The organism is Candidatus Viridilinea mediisalina (assembly GCF_002532535.1).
Taxonomy (GTDB): Bacteria; Chloroflexota; Chloroflexia; order Chloroflexales; family Chloroflexaceae; genus Viridilinea; species Viridilinea mediisalina.
In genome coordinates, this window is sequence record NZ_NQWI01000055.1 from 1 (window position 1) to 20037 (window position 20037).

Here is a 20037-nt window from a genome sequence, read left to right on the forward strand (position 1 = left end):
ATCTCCTATCTCCTATCTCCTATCTCCTATCTCCTATCTCCTATCTCCTATCTCCTATCTCCTATCTCCTATCTCCTTGCTGAGAGGTGTCAATGTCTGTTCAAGAGTCGCTCTATTTCTTGCGGAATTTACAGGGTTCATTCACGAGTATTGGCGCACTGCTACCCACGTCGCTCTACGCAGCCAGAGCCATGGCAGCGGAGTTTGCACGGCGCGTTGGCCCGCGCACGGTGTTGGAAGTTGGCGCTGGCACTGGCGCGATCACCCGTGCGATTGTGGAACACATGGGGCCGGAAGACCGGCTGGTGGTGTATGAATTGAACGAAGAGTTCGTCACATTCCTGCGCCAGCGTTTCGAGCACGATCCGCTGTTTCGGCGGGTGCGCGATCAAGTGACGATTGTACAAGGCGATGTGACCCTGATTGACCGCTCGCAGCGCTTCGACCATATTATCTCGGCCATTCCGTTCACCAACCTGCCAGCCAAACTGGTTGAGGCGATTCTTGACTGCTATCGCACTATTCTGAAGCCAGACGGCACACTCACCTATATCGAATATGCCTACCTACGTGCGCTGAAGCACCGTTTTATGGATGCTGAGCAACGCCTCCAGGTTGATGCCGCTAACGCTGTCCTTGATCCCATGCTGGAGCGACACGAATTTCGCCGTGACACCGTGCTGCGCAATGCGCCACCGGCATGGATCCACCACCTGCGCTTTGTCGAGCCACAGGTCGCAGAGGCCCGCAACTTGCGCCCGCTGGAACATGCCCGCCGGGTTGAGCTTGGCCCAAGTGGGCTCTCGACCGAGGCCCTGCCATGGCTCTTTGGCCTGCTTACTCTGGCGCTGCTCCCGCCACTGCGACGGGCACGGCCCTACCTTGCGCTGCTGGCCGCAGGCATAGGCCACTTCTTCCGCGATCCGCCTCGGCGGGTCATGGCGGACACCAGCGCCATCTACGCAGCATGTGACGGACGGGTGCTTACGGTGGAGCGCCTGCACGACGAGCGCTTCGGGCAGCAGGAGTGGTTGCGGATCGCGGTGTTTTTGGCGCTGAACGACGTTCACATCAACCGCAGCCCGGTTGCAGGCAAGGTTGAACGGCTGCACCGCGAGCATGGCGGCTTTGCGCCTGCCGACGCCGCCGATGCCGAGCATAACAACGCGCTCTACACAACCATCCAGGGGCCACGCGGTCGGGTAATCGTGGCACAACGCTCAGGGTTAGTGGCACGCCGGATTGTGACCTGGGTTGAGCCGGGCACGCTGGTGGCTCAGGGTGAGCGCTACGGGCTGATCCGCTTTGGATCGCGCACCGATGTCTACATCCCGGCAGACTCAGCCGAGCCGCTCGTGCGCCCTGGTGATCGCGTTGTGGGCGGCGAGACCCTCATTGCACGCTATCGGTAAGGGGGTTCTTTGTTGTTGTTTGGCGGCGAAGCCGCCAAACAACAACAAAGCCTTTGGGGCGCAACCCCAACCATTAGGTGCGGCGCAACCGCTCCCGAACCTCAGTTGGCAACCGCTGGAAGAGCCAGATCACCGGCCCGGAAAAGATATAGAGAAGCGTTAATACCCAGATTGTCCATGAGATGCTGGTGAGGGCGCCAATGGCAATCAGGGGCAGCAGCCAGAGTGCTGTGGGCCGCAACGCGGCCAGTTTGGGGTAGGGAAACATGCTGACCATCAGCACAGCGAGCAGAATCACGAGGCCCAGAACCCAGTAGGTATCGAGCGCCGAGCCTACAAGATAGTTTGCTGCGACAATTGCTGCGACCAAGGTGGTTGGAATGCCCTGAAAGTAGGCTGGGTTCGGCTCGGTACAGTTGAAACGCGCCAGCCGGATCGCGCCGGATAGGGTGTAAAAGCCACCTGCAACCAAAACAAGCCATATTGGCGTTGTCGGTGCAACCCAATAGTAGATCAGGGTTACGCTTGCAATAATGAACGAGGTCATGTCGGCCAGCGAGTCAAGCTGTGCGCCAAAAGAACTGGTCACCTGCCAGCGTCGCGCCAGCGAGCCATCGCAGCCATCAAGCAGCACACAGCAGAGGAGTGCCCACGCAGCGAGCGCCGTAGCACCATGTGCGGCGGCTATCAGCGCGAATAGTCCCAACAGCAGGTTGGAACCAGTGAAACCTGTGACAATGATAAACCGAAGGCGCATGAGCGCGGGTACGCCGTTAAGAAGCATGGTTGAGCACCTGCTTTCTTGGGGACTTATCGCGTACTTCCAAATCGTTCTTGCGAAGCATTGTAACACATAGATTATGAAAATGACATGGGTATGACCAAAACATGTCGATTAAAAGTGCGCGAGGGAACCCGCTGTCCTGGCGTCCTCCTACTCCTGCAAGGCATACGCACGCACCGCGTGATAGATCGCACGCGGAGTGCCATCAGGGGCGACAAAATTCCAGGCATCAGGGTGCGAGCGGGTGGTAAAGGGGGTTGAATGCTGCCAGAGGGCCACCGCATCAAGCCACGGGTAACTCTGCGCCAACTCATAGGTCGCAATCGTCCAGTTGATCCGTTCGGCAGGCGTAACCGCCCCATTCCAACGGGGATGGTCGTTGTAGCCCCCTTCGGTGATGATCATATGTTTATGCCCATCGCCAAACTGCTCCATCATGGCGCGTACCAATTCAATGCGACGAAAATTGACCCGTTCGGGGGCTGGTTCAGCAGTAGGTGGTTCCAGCCCACCATAGGCATGCACCGCCCACATATCAAAGTAGGGTGCCGCCTCGGCATCATAGAGTGAGGCGAGGTACTGCATGTCATCCATACGGGTACGCCCATCATCGAGGGGACTGCCGGGCGAGAGCGCCCCGGCAACAATGATGGCATCGGGCGCAACCGCTTTGACCTGCGGGTAGACCACCTTGAGCAGTGCGGCATAGGCCCCCGGATCGGGGGGCCGTTCGCCCCATTCAAAGCTAAGGTTCGGCTCATTCCAGATGATGATATGGCGCACGCCCTGGGGCGTATAGCGAGCGGCAAAGGCGGCGACATAGTTGGCATAATCGGCGTAGTACTCAGGATCAAGGTGGCGGTCAGTACTGCCGGGAGGCCGTGCCCAAGCGGGCACAATATCAAGGCGCGCAATCACCTGCAAACCCTGACGATGGGCATGCTCAATCACCATATCGGCCCCAGTCCAATCGTAGCCATAGCGCGAACGGGGCTGCACATAGGCCCAGGGAAAGAGATCAACCACCCATGAAGCGCCCATTTCACGCACCTGCTCCAAGGCTTGCTGGATATAGGCTTCATCGCCTATGCCCGTCAGGCGGGTATGCAGCCCAATGATCGGATTGTGGCTCACCACCGTCTGCTGCTCTGGCAGATTGAGCGGCTGAGGCAGGCGCAGATGAAAAAACTGAAGTGCCAAGAGGGCAATGAGGAGTGGTAGAAAGAACAGACGAACAGAGAACAGGCGAACAGGGAACAGGCGAGCAGGGAACAGGCGAACAGAGAACAGGCGAGCAGGGAACAGGCGAACAGAGAACAGGCGAACAGGGAACAGGCGAACAGGGAACAGGCGAACAGAGAACAGGCGAACAGGTGGGGGCATGGTAGGGGACCTTATCGCTAGGAAGGGAGCGCGCGGGAACTTGGTTCCCGCGCATTCCATGAAGCCTTCCGGTGGGGGTTTGGGGCGAAGCCCCTTGCATACAGATCTGTAGGCATGCTATAACCAAAAGAGCTTGTTTTCTAGGAAAATGATACACGAGGTATACATGCTCGCGCCTGATGCGCTTCTACGCGAACAATATCGGATTACCTATGTACTAGATCAGCAGTCAGAGGCGATCATCTATCGGGCCTTTGATAGCGAGGCGGATCGGCGGGTGTTGATCTGCGCCTTACCCCAAGCCGATGGGTATGCGTTGGGCAATGTGGCCATGTGCGCAACCCAAGTCGTTGCGGCGCAAGGGCCACATCTCTTGGCCCTTGAGAACCATTTTGCCCATGACGGAGCTTACTATCTGGTTTGTGCTGATCCAGAGGGCCAAGACCTAGAGCGGGTTGCACGGGGGCGGGGTAGCCCTTTGCCCGAAAGCGAGGTACTTGCGCTGGTGGAGCAGTTGTTGGCGACGCTTGAAGCACTGCACAACCATACTCCGCCCTTGCGGCTAACATCATTGACCCCTACTGATCTCTGGGTTGATGCAGCGCAGACCCTGTGGCTTACTCCTTTCGCGCTGGTACGAACCAGTCGGCATGAACAGGCATCCTACCATGCTCCCGAATTGAATAGCAACAACGCGGAGGCCAGCGTAGTCAGCGATGTCTACGCCAGCGGTGCGGTCTGTTACCAACTGCTTACCGGCTGGGCCCCACCCTCAGCCGCACAGCGTGCTGCGGGGGTGCCCCTCAACCCACCCCGCATCCTCAACGCGCACATCTCTACCCTCGTTGAGCAGGTGGTCTTACGGGCGCTTGCGTGGGAACCAGCGCAACGCTACGCCCAGATCGCCGCACTGCGTCAGGCGCTTATAACCGTACAGCAGCTCGATCCGCCAACGGATGGAGAAAGCGACACCCCAGCCCTTGCAGCCGTTGCGCATACCAGCGCTACCCCAGCCACTGACGCCCCAGGCACAGACGCCCCTGCCGCCGCTGCCGTGCCACTCGGTCCCCCGCCCCCAGCCCCACCACCTGTTCCAAGGCCGCCCTCATGGTCGGTACCACCACCCATCAGCCCCCCCGCAAGTACCACAGCAGCAACAACCGGCTTCCAACTGAGCAACGGCTGTCTCATTGGCATCGTCATCTTGCTGTTCCTGATTGCGATTGTCGTCACCCTTCTGGCCCTCTGGGTGGGCCTGATGATTGTGCGGTAGGGGGGCGGAGGAACATTTCGCCCATGAGACCTAGCATGTAGAGCACGGTGCGATCGTTGGTGTCCTCATGGTGGCTGCACGCGCTCCACCTGCCAGGTCTGAGGGGCTGCTCCTTGTGCAGGGGGAAGGCACCGCTATTTTTTTGCGCTCCTTTGCGCTCCTTTGCGCTCTTTATGAGAAGCTGTCTGAAAAGCCGGGGGGCACACGCTGGAGTGCCGGCTTTAGCCGGCTAAAGCCGGCACTCCAACGCCAAACTATAGACTTTTCAGACAGCCTCTAAGGTTGCACCGCCTGCTGGCTCATGGTACAATCCGCGCACGAGGGCAGGTCGCATAGTCTGGTCTAGTGCGCGGCACTGGAAATGCCGTACAGCGGCAACGCTGTCGAGGGTTCGAATCCCTCCCTGCCCGCCAAAGTGGAGGCGGACGCCAAGGAGTTGTTTGCATGCAAACAGTTCCTTGGCGTCTGTTTAGGTTGTAGCAGTTGCGGTAACCCATCTTTTGGAGTGTAACATGACGACATCTGCCCGTTCGCTCGATCTCTCCTCGATTTACGCAACATTCTCTCAAGAGGTTATCGCTCGCGTGCGGATTTCTCTGCCTCCACACGCTTACACCTACCGTGACTACCTCAGTCTCCCCGCATCCCAACGCTCCAATGATGAAATGGACACAGTAGCTCAGCAATTTTCACGCTATGTATTAGAATGGCTAGGATTTTCGGAAAGTTCCTGGTCATTTGACCGCACTGTTCCAGGTCAGCGAAAGAACCGTCCCGATTATCAGGTTTACAGCCAAATTAGCAGTATTCGTCGAACAGCTTTCATTTGGGAGAACAAGAACACAACACATGAACTTGCTGCTGAAGATCTGGCACAAATGCGGCGCTACAGTATGCGAACAGCGGGATACGCTGTCTGGTGTAATATGCGGCGCATCCTTGCAGTACGGTTTTCTGCTGATGACACGCTTACTTATACGACCCTCGCGGATATTGATGTTGTCGCTCTGAGTGACCCCACGCCCCCGGATGATGTGCGAATAGTGCAGACGACCCAGCTTGCCCATTTCAGTCTTCTCTTTCGTGCGGCGCGGTTCAATTCCTTCGCGGATCGTATTAAGCATCTTGCGGTGGATGAGGCCACCTTTCTCCAAAATGCAGAACGCCTCGATAATGAAGAGCGAATCCAGAGCTTTATTGCGGGAAGTCGTGATGTACTTGATTATCTCCGGCTAGCCGCACTCGCACGTATCCGTGAAGGACGAGTGCAGAAGCAGGATGCGCTTGCAGAGGAGCAGCGACTGATTGGAGAGTGGAACGATGCTACATCCACGCTGGTGAGTGCAATCGCCTCGTGGCTCCCAAAGTTTGCCGATGAGTTGCGTAGCACGGTCGAAAGATTAACAGCGCGGGTTGGGATGCTTTCGCGTGAGGATATCCAACAAGTCGTCGTTCACGTCGAAGAAAACATCCCCTCGCGTGGTCAGGCAGCACGACGCTCCGTATTGGAATCTTGGGAAGATGTCGCTGTTCGGGTCAACGTTGCCATGCGTTCCCTACGCTTCCATGGTACCGCACCCTATGTCGTAGCGGACGCCTATCAGGTATGGGGCGAACGACAGACTGATCGCGCTGATGTGACGGAGGAGCGATTTGCTGAGCAGGTTGCGTATGTATTCTTCGTGCGCCTGCTCCTGATCCGCATTCTAGAAGACAAACAGGTTATTCCGAAGCGCCTTGCAAGTGATGGCGGATTTATGGCGTGGGATACCTATGTCAAGGAGCGATTCTCAGAACTAGGTGAGCAAGGAATTCTGAGCGGAAACTATTACCGACTTCTGGCGCAGAAGGCAGGTCACTACTATTTACACTTCTTCCAGCAGGCAGTATTTGACTGGTTTATTCCTGACGATTACTTACTGATAGAAACATTGTTTTTCCTCAGCGGTTTTTTGTTCACAGACGTTCAGAGTGATATCATCGGCTTGACCTACGAGTCATACATTGATCGTCAGGCACGAAATCGCAAAGGTCATTTTCTCACGCAACCTGCTGTTGTGGAATACATGCTCGACGTCGCCGGTTACAGCGGGCCAGAGATTTTAGGCCGAACCTTCCTCGATCCGGCAGCCGGAAGCGGTAGTTTTCTTGTTCATGCTGCACGACGCTATCGGCAGGCGCTTGTTACCCAGATATGTACGAGTACTCGCATCGCTGTGAGTGAGGCTACACTGGCTGAAGATCCTGAGCGTCGCACAGCATTGGCCTATCAGTTTCTTAACGCATTGACAACACTGTTTTTTGGATTGGAAATCAACCCTTTTGCTTGTTATCTTGCTGAGATGAATTTGCTCATTCAAGCACTTGATGATCTAAGTGTTGTTCAGGGGCAATCAGTAGATTACCCGATTGAGCGATTTCATATCTACAACACCGATAGTCTTGCTATGCCGCGCGAAGTATTGGGGCGGGGCGACTTAACCTCGCTGACAATTCAATCGCTATCTATCATGGATCGGTTAAGCGAACGAATTATTGACGAGGCATACCCAATCAAGGCGCGTATCGATTCATTTGCTGCTGGCTTTTTCTATGTTATATCGAATCCACCCTACATCAGTGCTGCTCGTGTAGACCTCGCCACGAATTATCAGACCCACCCCTTTTTCGAGATCGTTTTGGGCGGTACCACCAATACCTACCTGCTCTTCCTCCGCCTTGGTATGTACTACGTAAGCTTTGGTGGCCGGATGGTTTTCATTGTTCCGTTGTCTATTATTGGCGATGAAACAGCCGCCGAAGCCCGGCATCAACTCACGAGACCACCCTTTCGTCTCAGCACCATCCTACGCTCGTTTACCGGGAACATACTCTTTCCAGGGGTGGATCAGGCAGTGGCAATCCTGCGTATTGATGCCGACATTCTGCCAACAGAAACAAGTACGTCTCTGATGCAAAAAATGGTACAGGTTGGGGGTGGAGCAACAGTGCCGGAGCTGCGTGAACGTACTACGACCGTGCCTATCACAGATGTTGTAGCTAATACGCCAACATCTCCGGCGTGGAAGAATGCCTGGCTCGTGTCCACTGAGCCAACTACCTACCAGATTTGGGCACATCTCCGTACCATCGCAACGCATGTTATGGAGGAGTTGTGGTTGGGTAAATTGGAAGTCCGTAAGGGTGATGCAGCATCGAATCATCTCAACCCATTTCGGCAAGGTCGTAATCATTCGCCTGTGGTGGGTGACCTTGCTATCCAAAAAGGCGAAGATGTTCATCGATATGCACCACTATCTCCGCATCCTTCGGATTGGGTGCGACCAAAAGCATCATCACCTACAACCAAGATTGATCGCTCAGTTCAAGCAACGCTTCAACGTATCCAAAGCCTGACACAGCCAGAAAAAGGCTTTACTATTCGCAAGATCGCTCGACTAAATACCCGTGAGCGACTCATTGGAACGTGGTTTGAGCGGGGACCAGACAAACTCATGCTTATTCCTGATGATCAGTGGCGCTTTCGGATATTGTCTAGTGGAACAGAGGATTATGCAAAGGCGCTTTTGGCACTGTTGAACAGCCGGATGATCGCCTACCTCGTTAACCTATTCAGTACCAACAATAACGTAGCGCAGAATGATCTTGCCCGTTTATTGATCCCCGAACCATCAACATTTCCCGTACAAACGCTTGCGGTGTTGGCGAATCAGGCGCTTACGGCTCGCGATGCGTTAGAGCAGAAGTATGTCCTGAGCTACGGTGCAAAGCTACCGGATGAGGACAGTGGCACAGTATTCATTTCTCCAATTCGGGTACTCCAGCAACACCCCCATATTCCAACTCTTTCGGTAACTGATCTTGTGGCGCGGGGAACGATTCGTAAAATGGGTGCTGCCAGCAAGATGCGATCTGTTATGCAGCATGGAAGGATAAGCTACGTGGGCATCGCTCCTGATGCGATAGCAGCTTATGATGCATTCTTTGATGAAGCAGCGCGAGAAGATCAAACGTGGATAGCGATTCAAATGAGACGCATGCCCGATCCAGCAGCGGCGGTGATATGGTTGCCTTTGTACCGACAGGTACTTGCTGATGCCCAAGCAGCATGGGATCAATTTGTGGCGATCCAGGAACAGATAGATGACGCGGTATACGCTTGGTATGGACTGAATAGTGAGGCTGTTTGGTGTGCAGCCATACATGATGGATTACCCTGGTCACGTCGCCGTTCCCGAGTGATGCCTACCACAGAGTAGGTTCTGGCTTCGCTAACGAAGAGCTTGGGGATGCCTATGGATGGCCCTCACCCCCTACCCCCTTCGGCAAGCTCTGGTTCGACAGGCTCACCAACCGGGCACCGCCTCTCCCGCGTTGTGGGAGAGGGGCGAAGGCAACGCGGTTTTGTTGCGTTCCTTATCTAGGGAGAAGTTGGTAGGTGGCGCGGCGCATGGCTGCGGCAATGTAGGCACTCAGCATAGGGGTTCTTCCTTTCGTTGCTTGGGTACCCGCGTCGGCACGGGGGGCTCGTGCGTTTATTATAGCAATCCACACACGAAACATACTGCGTTCCTATGCTATCATACTTAGTGGCAGCCACTCACGGTGATCGCAAGTAGTGGTGTTCCGGAACACCCCACCATGGCGTGCCCAAGCTTTTAGGAAGCGTATGCGACGCAAGATTATTGTTATTGGTAGCGGCTTCGGCGGCTTGAGTGTGGCGATTCGCCTTGCTGCACGCGGCCATCAGGTGAGTATCCTTGAGAAGCGTGATAAGCCCGGTGGCCGTGCGTATGTCTACCAGACGAAGGGGTTTACCTTCGATAGTGGCCCAACGGTGGTGACCGCCCCTTTTATGTTTGATGATATTTGGAAGGCGGCGGGCCGACGGCGTGAGGACTATTTTAAGCTTCAGCCTTGCGATCCCTACTACCGCATCTTCAACCATAGTAAGCAGGGGCGCTATTTGGAGTATGGGGATGATGAGCAGGCGCTCTTGGAGCAGATTCGCAGTTGGAATCCGCGTGATGTCGAGGGCTATAAGAAGTTTATGGCCACGACGCAGGCGATCTTTGAGAAGGGTTTTGTTGAGTTGGCCGATAAGCCCTTCTTGCGCTTCACCGATATGCTGCGGGTCGCCCCCGACTTGGCGCGCATGAAGTCCTATATGAGCACCTATAGCTATGTTGCTCGTTTTATTAAGAATGACTTCCTGCGCCGCTGTTTCTCCTTCCACCCGCTCTTTATTGGTGGCAATCCCTTTGATGCCTCTTCGATCTATGCGATGGTACACTACCTTGAGCGTGAGTGGGGGGTACACCATGCTGTAGGCGGCACCGGCGCGATTGTCACAGCCATGGAGCGCCTCTTTAAGGAGTTGGGCGGACGGATTGAGTACAATGCCGAGGTGGACGAGATTCTGGTCGAGAAGCGGCGGGCGGTGGGTGTACGCATGCTGGACGGTAGCGAGCGCCGTGCCGATTGCATCGTCTCGAACGCCGATAGCGCCTACACCTATCACCGCCTGATTGCACCACGCCACCGCCGCGTCTATACCGACCGCGCTTTGGCACGCAAGAAGTACAGCATGTCGCTGGTGGTGATCTACTTAGGGATCAATCGGCGCTACGACGACACCGATTTGGTGCAGCACAACATTGTCTTTGGCAAACGCTACAAAGGGCTGCTGCACGACATCTTCAACCGCCGCCGCCTCAGCCGTGATTTTTCGCTCTACATCCACCGCTCGTCCCATGCCGACCCCAACATGGCCCCGGCGGGCTGTGAGTCGCTCTACATCCTCTCGCCCGTACCGCACATGGGCTCAGGCGTAGACTGGTCGCAAGTCGGGCGGGGCTACCGCGACACGATCATCAAGTTTGTGGAAGACCACTATATGCCCAACCTGAGCAAGCATATTGTGGCTGAACACATGGTTGATCCGCGCTACTACCAGAATGCGCTCAACACCTACCTTGGTTCAGGCTTCTCCATCCAGCCGATTCTCACCCAGTCGGCCTGGTTCCGGCCCCACAACCGCTCCGAGGATGTAGACCAGCTCTACTTTGTTGGCGCGGGCACGCATCCTGGTGCTGGGTTGCCCGGGGTGCTCTCGTCGGCGATCATTGTGGAGAACTTGATCGGCTCGGCGTAGCAAGGTGCAGATTGCAGATTGCAGATTGCAGATTGCAGATTGCAGATTGCAGATTTTTGGGGGAGGCGAAGCCTCTGACGTTAACCCTCCGGTGGGGGGTTGGGGGAGGCTTCGCCTCCCCCAAAAAATTCTTTTTGTCCCGTGTTGGCGGCGAAGCCGCCAACACGGGACAAAAAACGGGGTTTGGGGCGTAGCCCCAAGCGCGGGTTATAGGGCGGCAGCCCTCAAAGGTGACCATGAAGCTATGGCGCAAGCCACAATAATGACGTACACTGGTAAGACACCCTAAAAAAGGAGCTTACTATGACAACTTCAATCTCAATTGCCCGCCTGCTGACCGAGGCGGGCTTTGTTAACCCCGAAGCACAAACCCAGGCGCGGGCAATCATGGAATCCTTTAACCTGACTAATCCGCGCAAGCAGCAGATTGCGGCAGATAAGTTGCCCCGTGTGCGGGCGCTCTTTAACGAACAATTACGGCTCACCTGCGGCGATCCCGATTGTGAAGCCTTGGCAAAGAGTCAGTGGCCCGAAAAACAGCCGATCCAAGTGAGTCCCGAAGCATGTGTGATTTGTGCCAATTCAAGTCAACAACGGGCGGCCCGTCTGCTGGCGGCGGCGATGGATAAGGTTGGTTACCACCATCTGCTCATTCTGGGTGGCACCCCGCCCCAACATACGACGCTGCGCGAATTGTTAAATGGAACCCCATTAAGTATCCGGGCGGTAAACGGCAGTGGCCGTGCCCACTCTGCGACCGAAGCATCACGTCAATTAGCCTGGGCCGATATGATGGTCATCTGGGCTTCTACGCCGCTGCACCACAAAATCTCGGTACCATACACGAGCCAGGCACCTGCCGGGATGGCGGTGATTACGGTACCGCGCCGGGGCGTCGAGTCGCTCTGTCGGGGCATTATTGAGGCGTTGCCGTAAGAAGCGTAAAAGGGCACGGCGGTGCCGTGCCCTTTTACGCTTCTTACGTATAGGGCTGCCGCCCTGAAACCCGCTTTGGGGCTACGCCCCCATACGCATTACGCTTAGAAGCTGTCTGAAAAGCTAGTGGGCATGCGTTGGAGTGCCGGCTTTAGCTGGCTGAAGTCGGCACTCCAACGCCAGTTCAGGGCCAGCATGGTCGTCAGCGTGGTCCCCACCAGCTTGATGATAAAGGAGGTCGGCTCGCTCTGCTGGCTCAGGTAGACATGCACGAGGGCGAAGATCGCCAGCAGAATCCCCAGCGCAATCCCCGCATTGGCCAGTGCGGTCGGCAGCAGGTAGTAGGTACGCAGTAGATTAAAGATGCCCAGCCCAGCGAAGAAGAGAAAGATGAGGAGAAACTGGCTCAAGGCGCGCACCGCAGAGGACTGGCGCCAGGCTCGTAGCGGGTGGCGCCAGAGCGGGGTGTCAGGCGGCGCGTGGGCGCAGAGCTGGCGCAGAAAGGCGAAGGGGGCCAGCAGCAGAAAGCCCAGCAGCAGATAGTCGGTCCAGTCAATCCGATAGATCACCACCCCCGCTGCCAATTGCTGGTAGCGCTAGGCCACATAGCCCGTCTCCCAGGCAAGATAGAGGCCAGTGAGCAGCGCGACGAGCAGCGCTTCGCGGCGCAGCGTAGGCGTCGGCGTCGGGAAGCGGTAGGCAAACTGGATCAGAACCAACTCGCCGCCAGCAGCGGCACCTGCCACGCGACCGCATAGAGGCGCTGGCGCGGCAGGGCGGCATCCAGCAAAAAGGTGGCCAGCGTGAGCCCGCCGAAGAGCAAGAAGGCGAAAGCCCATTGGGACGTTGGCAAAGCCCGCTGGCCCCTCATGCCGCATAACCAAGAACGCAAAAGCCCATTGGGACGCCATGTTCGGTAATCTACAATCTACAATCTGCAATCTACAATCTACAATCTGCAATCTACAATCCCAAAGCAACCAACGAGCGCTCGACGAGGTTCACGACCGGCATTGGCAAGAGGCCGATCAGCAGCGTTAAGCCAGCGGCCAAGGTAATATTAAGGTGCAACCCCCGATCCATTGCGGGTTCCACCGGGCGCCCCGGGTCGCGGGTGAACATGCGTAGTACGACGCGCAGGTAGAAGTAGACCGCTATTGCGCTGGTGAGCAGGCCAATGAGTGCCAGCCAGCCGAGTCCGCCTTCGTAGGCCGCGGTGAAGACGTAGAACTTGGCGATGAAGCCTGCGGTTGGTGGTACGCCAGCCAGTGAGAACATGAAGATCGCCATGGCGATGGCGAGAAAGGGCTGGCGCTGGAAGAGCCCTGAGAAGTCGTCAAGGCTCCATGCGCTCTCACTCCGCTGCTCCAAGGCGATAACCACCGCAAAGGCGCCTAGGTTGGTGAGTGCATAGGCCAACATGTAAAAGAGAAAGGCTTCGACGCCGCGCTCGGTTGCTACAATCACGCCGAGCAGCACGTAGCCCGCATGGCTGATACTTGAGTAGGCCAGCATGCGCTTGACGTTGGTCTGGGTGAGAGCCCCTAGGTTGCCGACCAGCATGGTGACCGCAGCTAAGACGCTGAGGACGGGCAGCCAGAATTCGTAGGCCAATGGGAATGCACTGCCCAGGATGCGTAGCAGCACGGCCAGTGCAGCCGCCTTCGTCCCAACGCTCATGAAGGCCGCCACTGGCGTAGGCGCACCCTCATAGACATCGGGTGTCCACATGTGAAAGGGTACCAGGGCGATCTTAAAGCCAAAGGTGATCAGCAACAGCCCCACGCCCGCAAGCAGCAGCACCTGCTCGCTCAAGACAAAGGGCTCGGCGGCAAGGTAGGCGTTGATTGCCGCCAAATTGGTGCTGCCGGTTGCCCCATAGATCAGTGCAATCCCGTAGGCAAAGAAGCCCGCCGCAAAGGCCCCCATGATCAGATACTTCATCCCCGCCTCTTCTGAGGTGACGCGAGGATAGGCAAAGCCGGTCAAAATGTAGAGTGTGAGCGAGAGTAGTTCGATCCCCAGAAAGATTACGATCAGATCGGTTGCCTGGGCCAACAGAATCATCGAAGCGACGGCAAAGAGGATCAGCGGGTAGAACTCACCCTGTTCGATACCATGACGCGGGAGATACTCAAGCGCCATCGCAATCGTCAAGCCCCCAATCAGCAGAAAGAGCCACGTCAGCGTCAAGCTGTAGCGGTCGAGTACCACCATATCACTGAAGGTGCTCCCGTCCACATTCCAGAGCGGCACGGCAACCAAGGCGGTCACGGCCAAACCAGCCAGCGCCAGATAACCCGTCAGCTTTTTGCGCTCATCGGGGATGAGGAAGGCATCCACCAGCAGCAGCACAATCGCCCATGCCGTAATGGTAAGCAACGGCGCAATGAGCGTGAGGTCTACAGGAGGGATCTGGATGGGCTCCATAGGGTATTACCAGTTTCTTTGCAGAGCGGCGGGGAGTTTTCCGGTAGCGAGTGTTTGGAGAGATACAGAGCTATGAACCACAGAGGCACAGAGGCCACAGAGAGGTGTATGCTCAGGCAATGACCGTGTTGGCACGCTCTTACAAACTCTGTGCCCTCGCTGCATCTGTGGTGTAATGCCTCGGTACCTCTTCCCACTAAAAGGCGGCCTCAGCGCCCAGCCGCAAGCAGCACGAGGCTATCGAGGGCTTCACCGACGCTGACTTGCATGGAATTGAAGATGAAGGCCGGGTAGAGGCCAATCAGCACAATCGGGACGCAGAGGATGGCGAGGGTGGCGATTTCGCGGCGGCTGAGGTCTTTCAGTTCGGCGTTGGCCGGTTCCAGTTCGCCCATAAAGACCCCTTGGAACATTTTGAACAGGTAGACCGCTGCAAGCACGACGCCTAGCACGGCAAAGCCCAGGAAGGGCCAGCCTAAATCGGGGGCGAGAAAGGCACCCTGCATAATCGTAAATTCACCAATGAAGCCGTTGAGCCCCGGCAACCCGGCTGAAGAGAGCGCTACAAGCAGGGTGATCGCCGCATAGACCGGCATGATCTTCCAGAGGCCGCCATAGTCCTCCAGTTCACGGGTGTGACGCCGTTCATAGAGCACGCCGACAATCAAGAAGAGTGCGCCGGTCGAGAGGCCGTGGTTGATCATCTGCAACACGGCACCACTGACCCCCTCCATGTTGAGCGCAAAGATGCCCAGCACAATGAAGCCCATGTGACTAACCGAGGAGTAGGCCACCAACTTCTTCATGTCGGTCTGGGCAAAGGCCACAATCGCCCCGTAGACAATCCCGATGATGGCGAGGATGGCAATGGCGGGCGCGGCCCAACGCGAGGCTTCGGGGAAGAGCGTGATGCAGTAGCGGATCATGCCGTAGCCGCCAAGCTTGAGCAAGACCCCCGCCAGTACCACCGAGCCAGCCGTGGGTGCCTCAACGTGGGCATCAGGCAGCCAGGTATGGAAGGGCCAGAGTGGCACCTTGATCGCAAAGGCGAGGAAGAAGGCACCAAAGAGCATACGCTCGATGCCGGTCTCAAGGGTGAAATTACCGCTCCGCAGATCGCTCACAATCCGGCTAAAATTCATACTGCCAACAAAGTTGGGATCGTGAGCCACCAGCGCCTGGCGGTGCAGCACATAAATGCCAATGATCGCTAAGAGCATCAGTACCGAACCGGCAAAGGTGTAGATGAAGAACTTGCGTGCCGCATAGATGCGGTTTTCTCCACCCCAAATGCCGATCAAAAAGGTCATCGGAATGAGCGTAAATTCCCAAAAGATGTAGAAGAGCAGCAGGTCTTGAGCGACAAAAACCCCCATCATCGCCGTTGTCAACAGCAGCAGCAATATCTGGAAGTTACGCACCTCTTTGTGTACCGAATCCCAGGTAGAAAGCACCACCACAGGCGTCAAAAAGGTGGTCAGCAGCACCAGCCAGAGGCTCACGCCATCAAGCCCAATGCTATAACTAATGCCCCAGGTAGGCAACCAAGCCAACTCTTCGGCGAACTGCAACTCTGGCGCAAGGCGCGTCCCGGTCAGATCAGCGGGTGCATAGCCCAACGGCAGCGCCAGCGAAACCACGAAGGTCGCCAACGCCACCCCAAGCGCCACACGGCGGGCCAACTCGTCAGCCCCACGCGGCACCAAGAGCAGTAACAGCGCACCTAGCGCCGGTAGCCATAGGACAATTGAGAGAATTGGTAGACTCATGGTTTAGAAAAGAGGAATTTAGAAAAGTAGGAAATAGGTATGAGTGAGGTGTCGAGGATTTCACCACAGAAGCAGCGAGGAGACAGCGTTTGGAACGGAGAGAAAACCAACACTGGTGCTTGCTGTACCACAAATCTCTCTGTGTCCTCTGTGTCTCTGTGGTGAATAACTCTGTATCTCTACAACCTACCGCGTCACAAACAGCATAAAACTCAACACCAAGACCGCCCCCATCGTAAAGACAAGCGCATAGGTTCGCACATAGCCATTCTGGAGCATCCGCACCTCGGTGGCAGCCCACGTAAAGACGCGCCCGACCCCATTGACCATGCCGTCAATCCCTTGTTTGTCGAAGACGTTGGCCAGCGTAGCGCTAAACGAACGGAAGGGGGCAACGACCATGCGATTGTAGGCCAGATCTACATACCAAGCCTCCTGCATACCATCCCAGATGTCACCAGTATAGCGGTAGGCCGGGTCAAGCCCACCGACCTTGACCTTCGCCGCGTTGCTGGTGTAGGCCCACCAGCCTAAGTAGCCCATCCCGACCGCCCCGGCGGTGGCAAGGATGGCGACCACAAGGTTAAATTTGCCCGCCTCTTCGTGCAGCACGGGCTGGAGCCAATCGGTGAGCAAGTGGGCTGCGGGCATGCCACTGAAGAGGGTCGGGATGTTCATAAAGCCCGCCACAATCGCACCAATAGCCAGAATGATCAGCGGCACGCGCATGGTTTGGCCGCTCTCGTGGGGGTGGTAGTGGTTATCGCGCTGCTCACCGTAGAAGATCAGCGCCACCTGCCGCCCCATGTAGAAGGCGGTCAGCAACGAAGTGAGGAAGAGGATCGCCAACTGCGGCCAGTAGCCATAGGCTGCTGCATGGGCCAAAATCTCATCCTTCGACCAAAAGCCCGCCAGCGGCACCACACCCGCCAGCGCCGCCGCACCAACCATGTAGGTCCAGAAGGTCGTTGGCATCGCCGTGCGCAAGCCCCCCATCTTCCGCATATCCTGGGTCTCGTGGGTGCCGTGAATCACCGAGCCAGAGCCGAGGAAGAGCAGCGCCTTGAAGATGCCGTGGGTGAGCAGGTGGAAAATGGCGGCAGCATAGGCCCCCATGCCGCAGGCCGCCACCATAAAGCCCAACTGCGAAACCGTAGAGTAGGCCAGCACCCGCTTGATGTCCCATTGAGCAATTGCCGCAGTAGCAGCAATAAAGGCGGTAAAGGTACCAATCCAGACCACCCAACTCTGGGTTGCAGGCGAAGCGGCAAAGAGCTGCTCGGTGCGCGCCATCATGTAGACCCCAGCGGTGACCATGGTAGCCGCGTGGATCAGCGCCGAGACCGGGGTCGGGCCTGCCATCGCATCGGGCAGCCAGACAAAGAGGGGCAACTGGGCCGATTTGCCAGTTGCGCCAATCAGCAGCAGGAAGGAGATGCCGGTAGCAATGGCAATCGGCTGCCAATCGGGGCCAAAACGCAGCCCAAAGATCTCAGGCATACGCTCAAGGAACCCCGGTACCCAGCGGCCATTGATCTCCATACCATAGAAATTGAGCGTCCCAAAATTGGAGAAGACCGCCAGCATAGCCAGAATAAAGGCCGCATCACCAATTCTATTCACCACAAAGGCTTTCACCGCAGCAGCAGCGGCCTCTTTACGCTCAAACCAGAAGCCAATCAGCAGGAACGAACAGAGCCCCACCCCCTCCCAACCCAAGAAGAGCAACAGGAGATTATTCGCCATCACCAAGAAGAGCATCATGGTGACAAAGAGATTGAGGTAGGCAAAATAGCGCACCACCCGAGGATCGCCGTGCATATAGCCAATCGAATAGATATGGATGAGCGCCCCCACCCCCGTGACCAGCAGCACCATCACGGCGGTAAGCGGATCAAACATGATCGCAAAAGGCACACTGAGCGAACCAGTAGCGATCCACTCCCAAGCCATCGATTGCACGCGCCGTTCTGCCTCCGGCAACCCAGCGAGCAGCACCGTCGCCACCAGCGCCAACACAAACGAAGCGACCACCGTGGCACTCGCGAGCATCCCCGCCTGGCGCTCTTGCCGGATCACAAACAGATTAAGCAAAAAGCCTACAAAGGGCAACAGTGGGATGAACCAGATTAGCCAAGTAAGCATCAATCAACCCCTAACTCTCGACTATGTCTATCGAACTTTCGGCTATCGGCTATCAATTTTTTCAGCTACCCCTTCAACACGCTCACCTCATCCACATCGGCGGTACGTTTTGAGCGAAAGATCGCCACCAAGAGCGCCAGACCAACCGCCACCTCAGCGGCAGCGACGGTAATCACAAAGAAGACGAGAACTTGACCGTCCACACTGAGCCGTTCGCGGGCAAAGGCGACAAAGGCCAAATTGGCGGCATTGAGCATCAGTTCAACCGACATGAAGACGACGAGCGCATTCCGCCGCACCAGCACCCCCAACACCCCAATGGCGAAGAGGGCAGCACTCAGCAGAATGTAGTAGGCCGTTGGAACCATGGGCGCACTCCGTAATTATAGAGCAGGCGTGAGGCGTGAGGCGTGAGGCGTGAGGCGTGAGGCGTGAGGCGTCTGCGCGTCTGCGCGTCTGCGCGTCTGCGCGTCTGCGCGTCTGCGCGTCTGCGCGTCTGCGCGTCTGCGCGTCTGCGCGTCTGCGCGTCTGCGCGTCTGCGCGTCTGCGCGTCTGCGCGTCTGCGCGTCTGCGCGTCTGCGCGTCTTCACCTCCTCGCGTCCTCGCGTCTGCGCGTCCTCGCGTCCTCGCGTCCTGCCTCCTCCGAACGGTGACGTCCGCGCTGGTTTAGCACCACGACGCCAATCACGGCAACCAGCAGAATGATGCCGGTAATCTGGAAGGGCAGCAAGTAGTGGGTGAAGAGCAGCGCCGCCAGGGCCGCTGGGTCGCCAAAGGTAGCCAGAGCCTCACCACCGGGGGGCGGCGCAAAGGCACTGGCACGCAAGGCGGTAGCCATGGCAACGAGCATCAACACCACCCCCAGACCAATCCCCAAGGGCCGCTGCCACGCAATCTGATCAGGCGCATCCTCAATCCGCTCTGCCCCCAGCAGCATCACCACAAAGAGGAAGAGTACCATAATCGCCCCGGCATAGACCGTGAGTTGAATGGCAAAGAGAAAGGGCGAATAGAGCAACAGAAAGAGTACCGCTACCGCACCAAAGTTGAGCAGCAGAAAGAGCGCACTATGAATGGCATTCCGCGCCACAACCATTGCAACTGCACCAATCAGTGCAATGGCGGCAGTGATGATGAAGATGAGAGTATCCATGATCTGATTCTAACTTATTGTTCGCTTATTTCTCATCAAGTCTGTAAGGGAAGCGGATGTTGTTGATTGCCCCGTTGCGTTGCCACCCTGAGCGAAGGTTTGTAGGAACGTTCCTGTTTGCGCCGTAGGTAGTGCCGACTTTAGTCGGCTTCCCATCGCTGGCAAAGACCTCAGCCGACTAAAATCGGCACTACGATGCATGCAAACCATGTGCTATTCAGCATGACAGGCTGCTGGGATGCTTAAAAATTCCTAATGCTACCTTTTCTTTTGATCCACGCTGTGCCTGTACAAGATCGCTGAGTGATTGACCTCCTGTTCGGGTAAACACGGCATGAATCTCTTCAAGCGACATGCTCGCCTGAGATGCTAGGTGCTTGAGTTCTGGTTCTAGCTCGACAAGGAGTCCCGCTTCGCGTAGTACCGCCATTGCACGCTCGCGCTCACCTGCTGGTGCCGCCGGAAGAAACCTTCTGGACAATGTCTCTTCTATCAACTTCTCAATGGGATGACCTACGTTTGCGGCTTCCTGTGTGAGTCGAGCATAGAGTTCTGGTTGTAACTCAATGGTTAGGGTGGTCATCAAATACCTCGTGTC

At 56.6% G+C, this 20037-nt stretch carries 16 protein-coding genes and 1 tRNA gene; 6 read left to right on the forward strand and 11 right to left on the reverse strand.

What is annotated here, in order from left to right:
* Positions 1-92 precede the first annotated feature (92 nt).
* Positions 93-1412, forward strand: a complete 1320-nt coding sequence (locus tag CJ255_RS12575) for a phosphatidylserine decarboxylase (protein ID WP_097644452.1) — start codon at positions 93-95, stop codon at positions 1410-1412.
* A gap of 73 nt (positions 1413-1485) precedes the next feature.
* On the opposite strand, the gene CJ255_RS12580 is transcribed toward CJ255_RS12575, so the two are convergent.
* Together CJ255_RS12580 and CJ255_RS12585 are read right to left on the reverse strand one after the other, a co-directional pair.
* Complete coding sequence (locus CJ255_RS12580) at positions 1486-2196, reverse strand: CDP-alcohol phosphatidyltransferase family protein (protein ID WP_097644453.1); 711 nt, start codon at positions 2194-2196, stop codon at positions 1486-1488.
* 150 nt (positions 2197-2346) lie between these two features.
* The gene (locus CJ255_RS12585) at positions 2347-3396 is read right to left on the reverse strand and encodes a glycoside hydrolase (RefSeq protein ID WP_245863374.1); all 1050 of its coding nucleotides are present in this window, start codon (positions 3394-3396) and stop codon (positions 2347-2349) included.
* 349 nt (positions 3397-3745) lie between these two features.
* Here CJ255_RS12585 and CJ255_RS12590 point away from each other — a divergent pair, with 349 nt between their 5' ends.
* The 5 genes from CJ255_RS12590 (at position 3746) to CJ255_RS12615 (ending at position 11942) form a co-directional block, all read left to right on the forward strand.
* On the forward strand, positions 3746-4852 hold the full coding sequence (locus CJ255_RS12590; RefSeq protein ID WP_097644454.1) for a serine/threonine-protein kinase: 1107 nt from the start codon (positions 3746-3748) through the stop codon (positions 4850-4852).
* Between the two features lie 321 nt (positions 4853-5173).
* Positions 5174-5265 (forward strand) — tRNA-Ser (locus CJ255_RS12600).
* Positions 5266-5364: 99 nt separating this feature from the next.
* Positions 5365-9111 (forward strand): HsdM family class I SAM-dependent methyltransferase, encoded by a 3747-nt coding sequence (locus CJ255_RS12605; RefSeq protein WP_097644456.1) that lies wholly within the window; start codon positions 5365-5367, stop codon positions 9109-9111.
* A gap of 410 nt (positions 9112-9521) precedes the next feature.
* Positions 9522-11006 (forward strand): phytoene desaturase, encoded by a 1485-nt coding sequence (locus tag CJ255_RS12610; RefSeq protein ID WP_097644457.1) that lies wholly within the window; start codon positions 9522-9524, stop codon positions 11004-11006.
* Between the two features lie 303 nt (positions 11007-11309).
* Positions 11310-11942 (forward strand): hypothetical protein, encoded by a 633-nt coding sequence (locus CJ255_RS12615; protein WP_097644458.1) that lies wholly within the window; start codon positions 11310-11312, stop codon positions 11940-11942.
* A gap of 104 nt (positions 11943-12046) precedes the next feature.
* Here the strand turns inward: CJ255_RS12615 and CJ255_RS12620 are convergent, their stop codons facing one another.
* From CJ255_RS12620 to CJ255_RS12650, 9 genes are all read right to left on the reverse strand, one after another.
* A complete protein-coding gene (locus tag CJ255_RS12620; protein ID WP_124681920.1) occupies positions 12047-12511 on the reverse strand; it encodes a hypothetical protein in 465 nt (154 codons plus the stop codon).
* 27 nt (positions 12512-12538) lie between these two features.
* Positions 12539-12661, reverse strand: a complete 123-nt coding sequence (locus CJ255_RS24675; RefSeq protein ID WP_281257209.1) for a hypothetical protein — start codon at positions 12659-12661, stop codon at positions 12539-12541.
* On the reverse strand, positions 12652-12795 hold the full coding sequence (locus CJ255_RS23550) for a hypothetical protein (RefSeq protein ID WP_165774691.1): 144 nt from the start codon (positions 12793-12795) through the stop codon (positions 12652-12654). Before CJ255_RS23550 ends, CJ255_RS24675 begins: the two co-directional genes overlap by 10 nt.
* A 110-nt stretch (positions 12796-12905) precedes the next feature.
* Positions 12906-14372 carry an NADH-quinone oxidoreductase subunit N gene (locus CJ255_RS12625; RefSeq protein ID WP_097644460.1) on the reverse strand — a complete coding sequence of 489 codons (1467 nt, stop codon included), beginning with the start codon at positions 14370-14372 and terminating at the stop codon, positions 12906-12908.
* 209 nt (positions 14373-14581) lie between these two features.
* A complete protein-coding gene (locus CJ255_RS12630; RefSeq protein WP_097644461.1) occupies positions 14582-16141 on the reverse strand; it encodes a complex I subunit 4 family protein in 1560 nt (519 codons plus the stop codon).
* Positions 16142-16327: 186 nt separating this feature from the next.
* The gene (gene nuoL / locus CJ255_RS12635) at positions 16328-18286 is read right to left on the reverse strand and encodes an NADH-quinone oxidoreductase subunit L (RefSeq protein WP_097644462.1); all 1959 of its coding nucleotides are present in this window, start codon (positions 18284-18286) and stop codon (positions 16328-16330) included.
* 65 nt (positions 18287-18351) lie between these two features.
* Complete coding sequence (nuoK, locus tag CJ255_RS12640; RefSeq protein WP_097644463.1) at positions 18352-18654, reverse strand: NADH-quinone oxidoreductase subunit NuoK; 303 nt, start codon at positions 18652-18654, stop codon at positions 18352-18354.
* Between the two features lie 218 nt (positions 18655-18872).
* Positions 18873-19439, reverse strand: coding sequence for an NADH-quinone oxidoreductase subunit J family protein (locus CJ255_RS12645; protein WP_097644464.1), 567 nt, complete (start codon positions 19437-19439; stop codon positions 18873-18875).
* Between the two features lie 217 nt (positions 19440-19656).
* Positions 19657-20022, reverse strand: a complete 366-nt coding sequence (locus CJ255_RS12650; RefSeq protein ID WP_097644465.1) for a hypothetical protein — start codon at positions 20020-20022, stop codon at positions 19657-19659.
* Between the last annotated feature and the right edge of the window lie 15 nt (positions 20023-20037).

What these genes read in the sequence shown, in the direction of transcription:
- CJ255_RS12575 (WP_097644452.1), top strand. Translation starts at nt 93, where the DNA reads ATGTCTGTTCAAGAGTCGCTCTATTTCTTGCGGAATTTACAGGGTTCA.
- CJ255_RS12580 (WP_097644453.1), bottom strand. Translation starts at nt 2,196, where the DNA reads ATGCTTCTTAACGGCGTACCCGCGCTCATGCGCCTTCGGTTTATCATT.
- CJ255_RS12590 (WP_097644454.1), top strand. Translation starts at nt 3,746, where the DNA reads ATGCTCGCGCCTGATGCGCTTCTACGCGAACAATATCGGATTACCTAT.
- CJ255_RS12605 (WP_097644456.1), top strand. Translation starts at nt 5,365, where the DNA reads ATGACGACATCTGCCCGTTCGCTCGATCTCTCCTCGATTTACGCAACA.
- CJ255_RS12610 (WP_097644457.1), top strand. Translation starts at nt 9,522, where the DNA reads ATGCGACGCAAGATTATTGTTATTGGTAGCGGCTTCGGCGGCTTGAGT.
- CJ255_RS12615 (WP_097644458.1), top strand. Translation starts at nt 11,310, where the DNA reads ATGACAACTTCAATCTCAATTGCCCGCCTGCTGACCGAGGCGGGCTTT.
- CJ255_RS12625 (WP_097644460.1), bottom strand. Translation starts at nt 14,372, where the DNA reads ATGGAGCCCATCCAGATCCCTCCTGTAGACCTCACGCTCATTGCGCCG.
- CJ255_RS12630 (WP_097644461.1), bottom strand. Translation starts at nt 16,141, where the DNA reads ATGAGTCTACCAATTCTCTCAATTGTCCTATGGCTACCGGCGCTAGGT.
- nuoL (WP_097644462.1), bottom strand. Translation starts at nt 18,286, where the DNA reads ATGCTTACTTGGCTAATCTGGTTCATCCCACTGTTGCCCTTTGTAGGC.
- nuoK (WP_097644463.1), bottom strand. Translation starts at nt 18,654, where the DNA reads ATGGTTCCAACGGCCTACTACATTCTGCTGAGTGCTGCCCTCTTCGCC.
- CJ255_RS12645 (WP_097644464.1), bottom strand. Translation starts at nt 19,439, where the DNA reads ATGGATACTCTCATCTTCATCATCACTGCCGCCATTGCACTGATTGGT.
- CJ255_RS12650 (WP_097644465.1), bottom strand. Translation starts at nt 20,022, where the DNA reads ATGACCACCCTAACCATTGAGTTACAACCAGAACTCTATGCTCGACTC.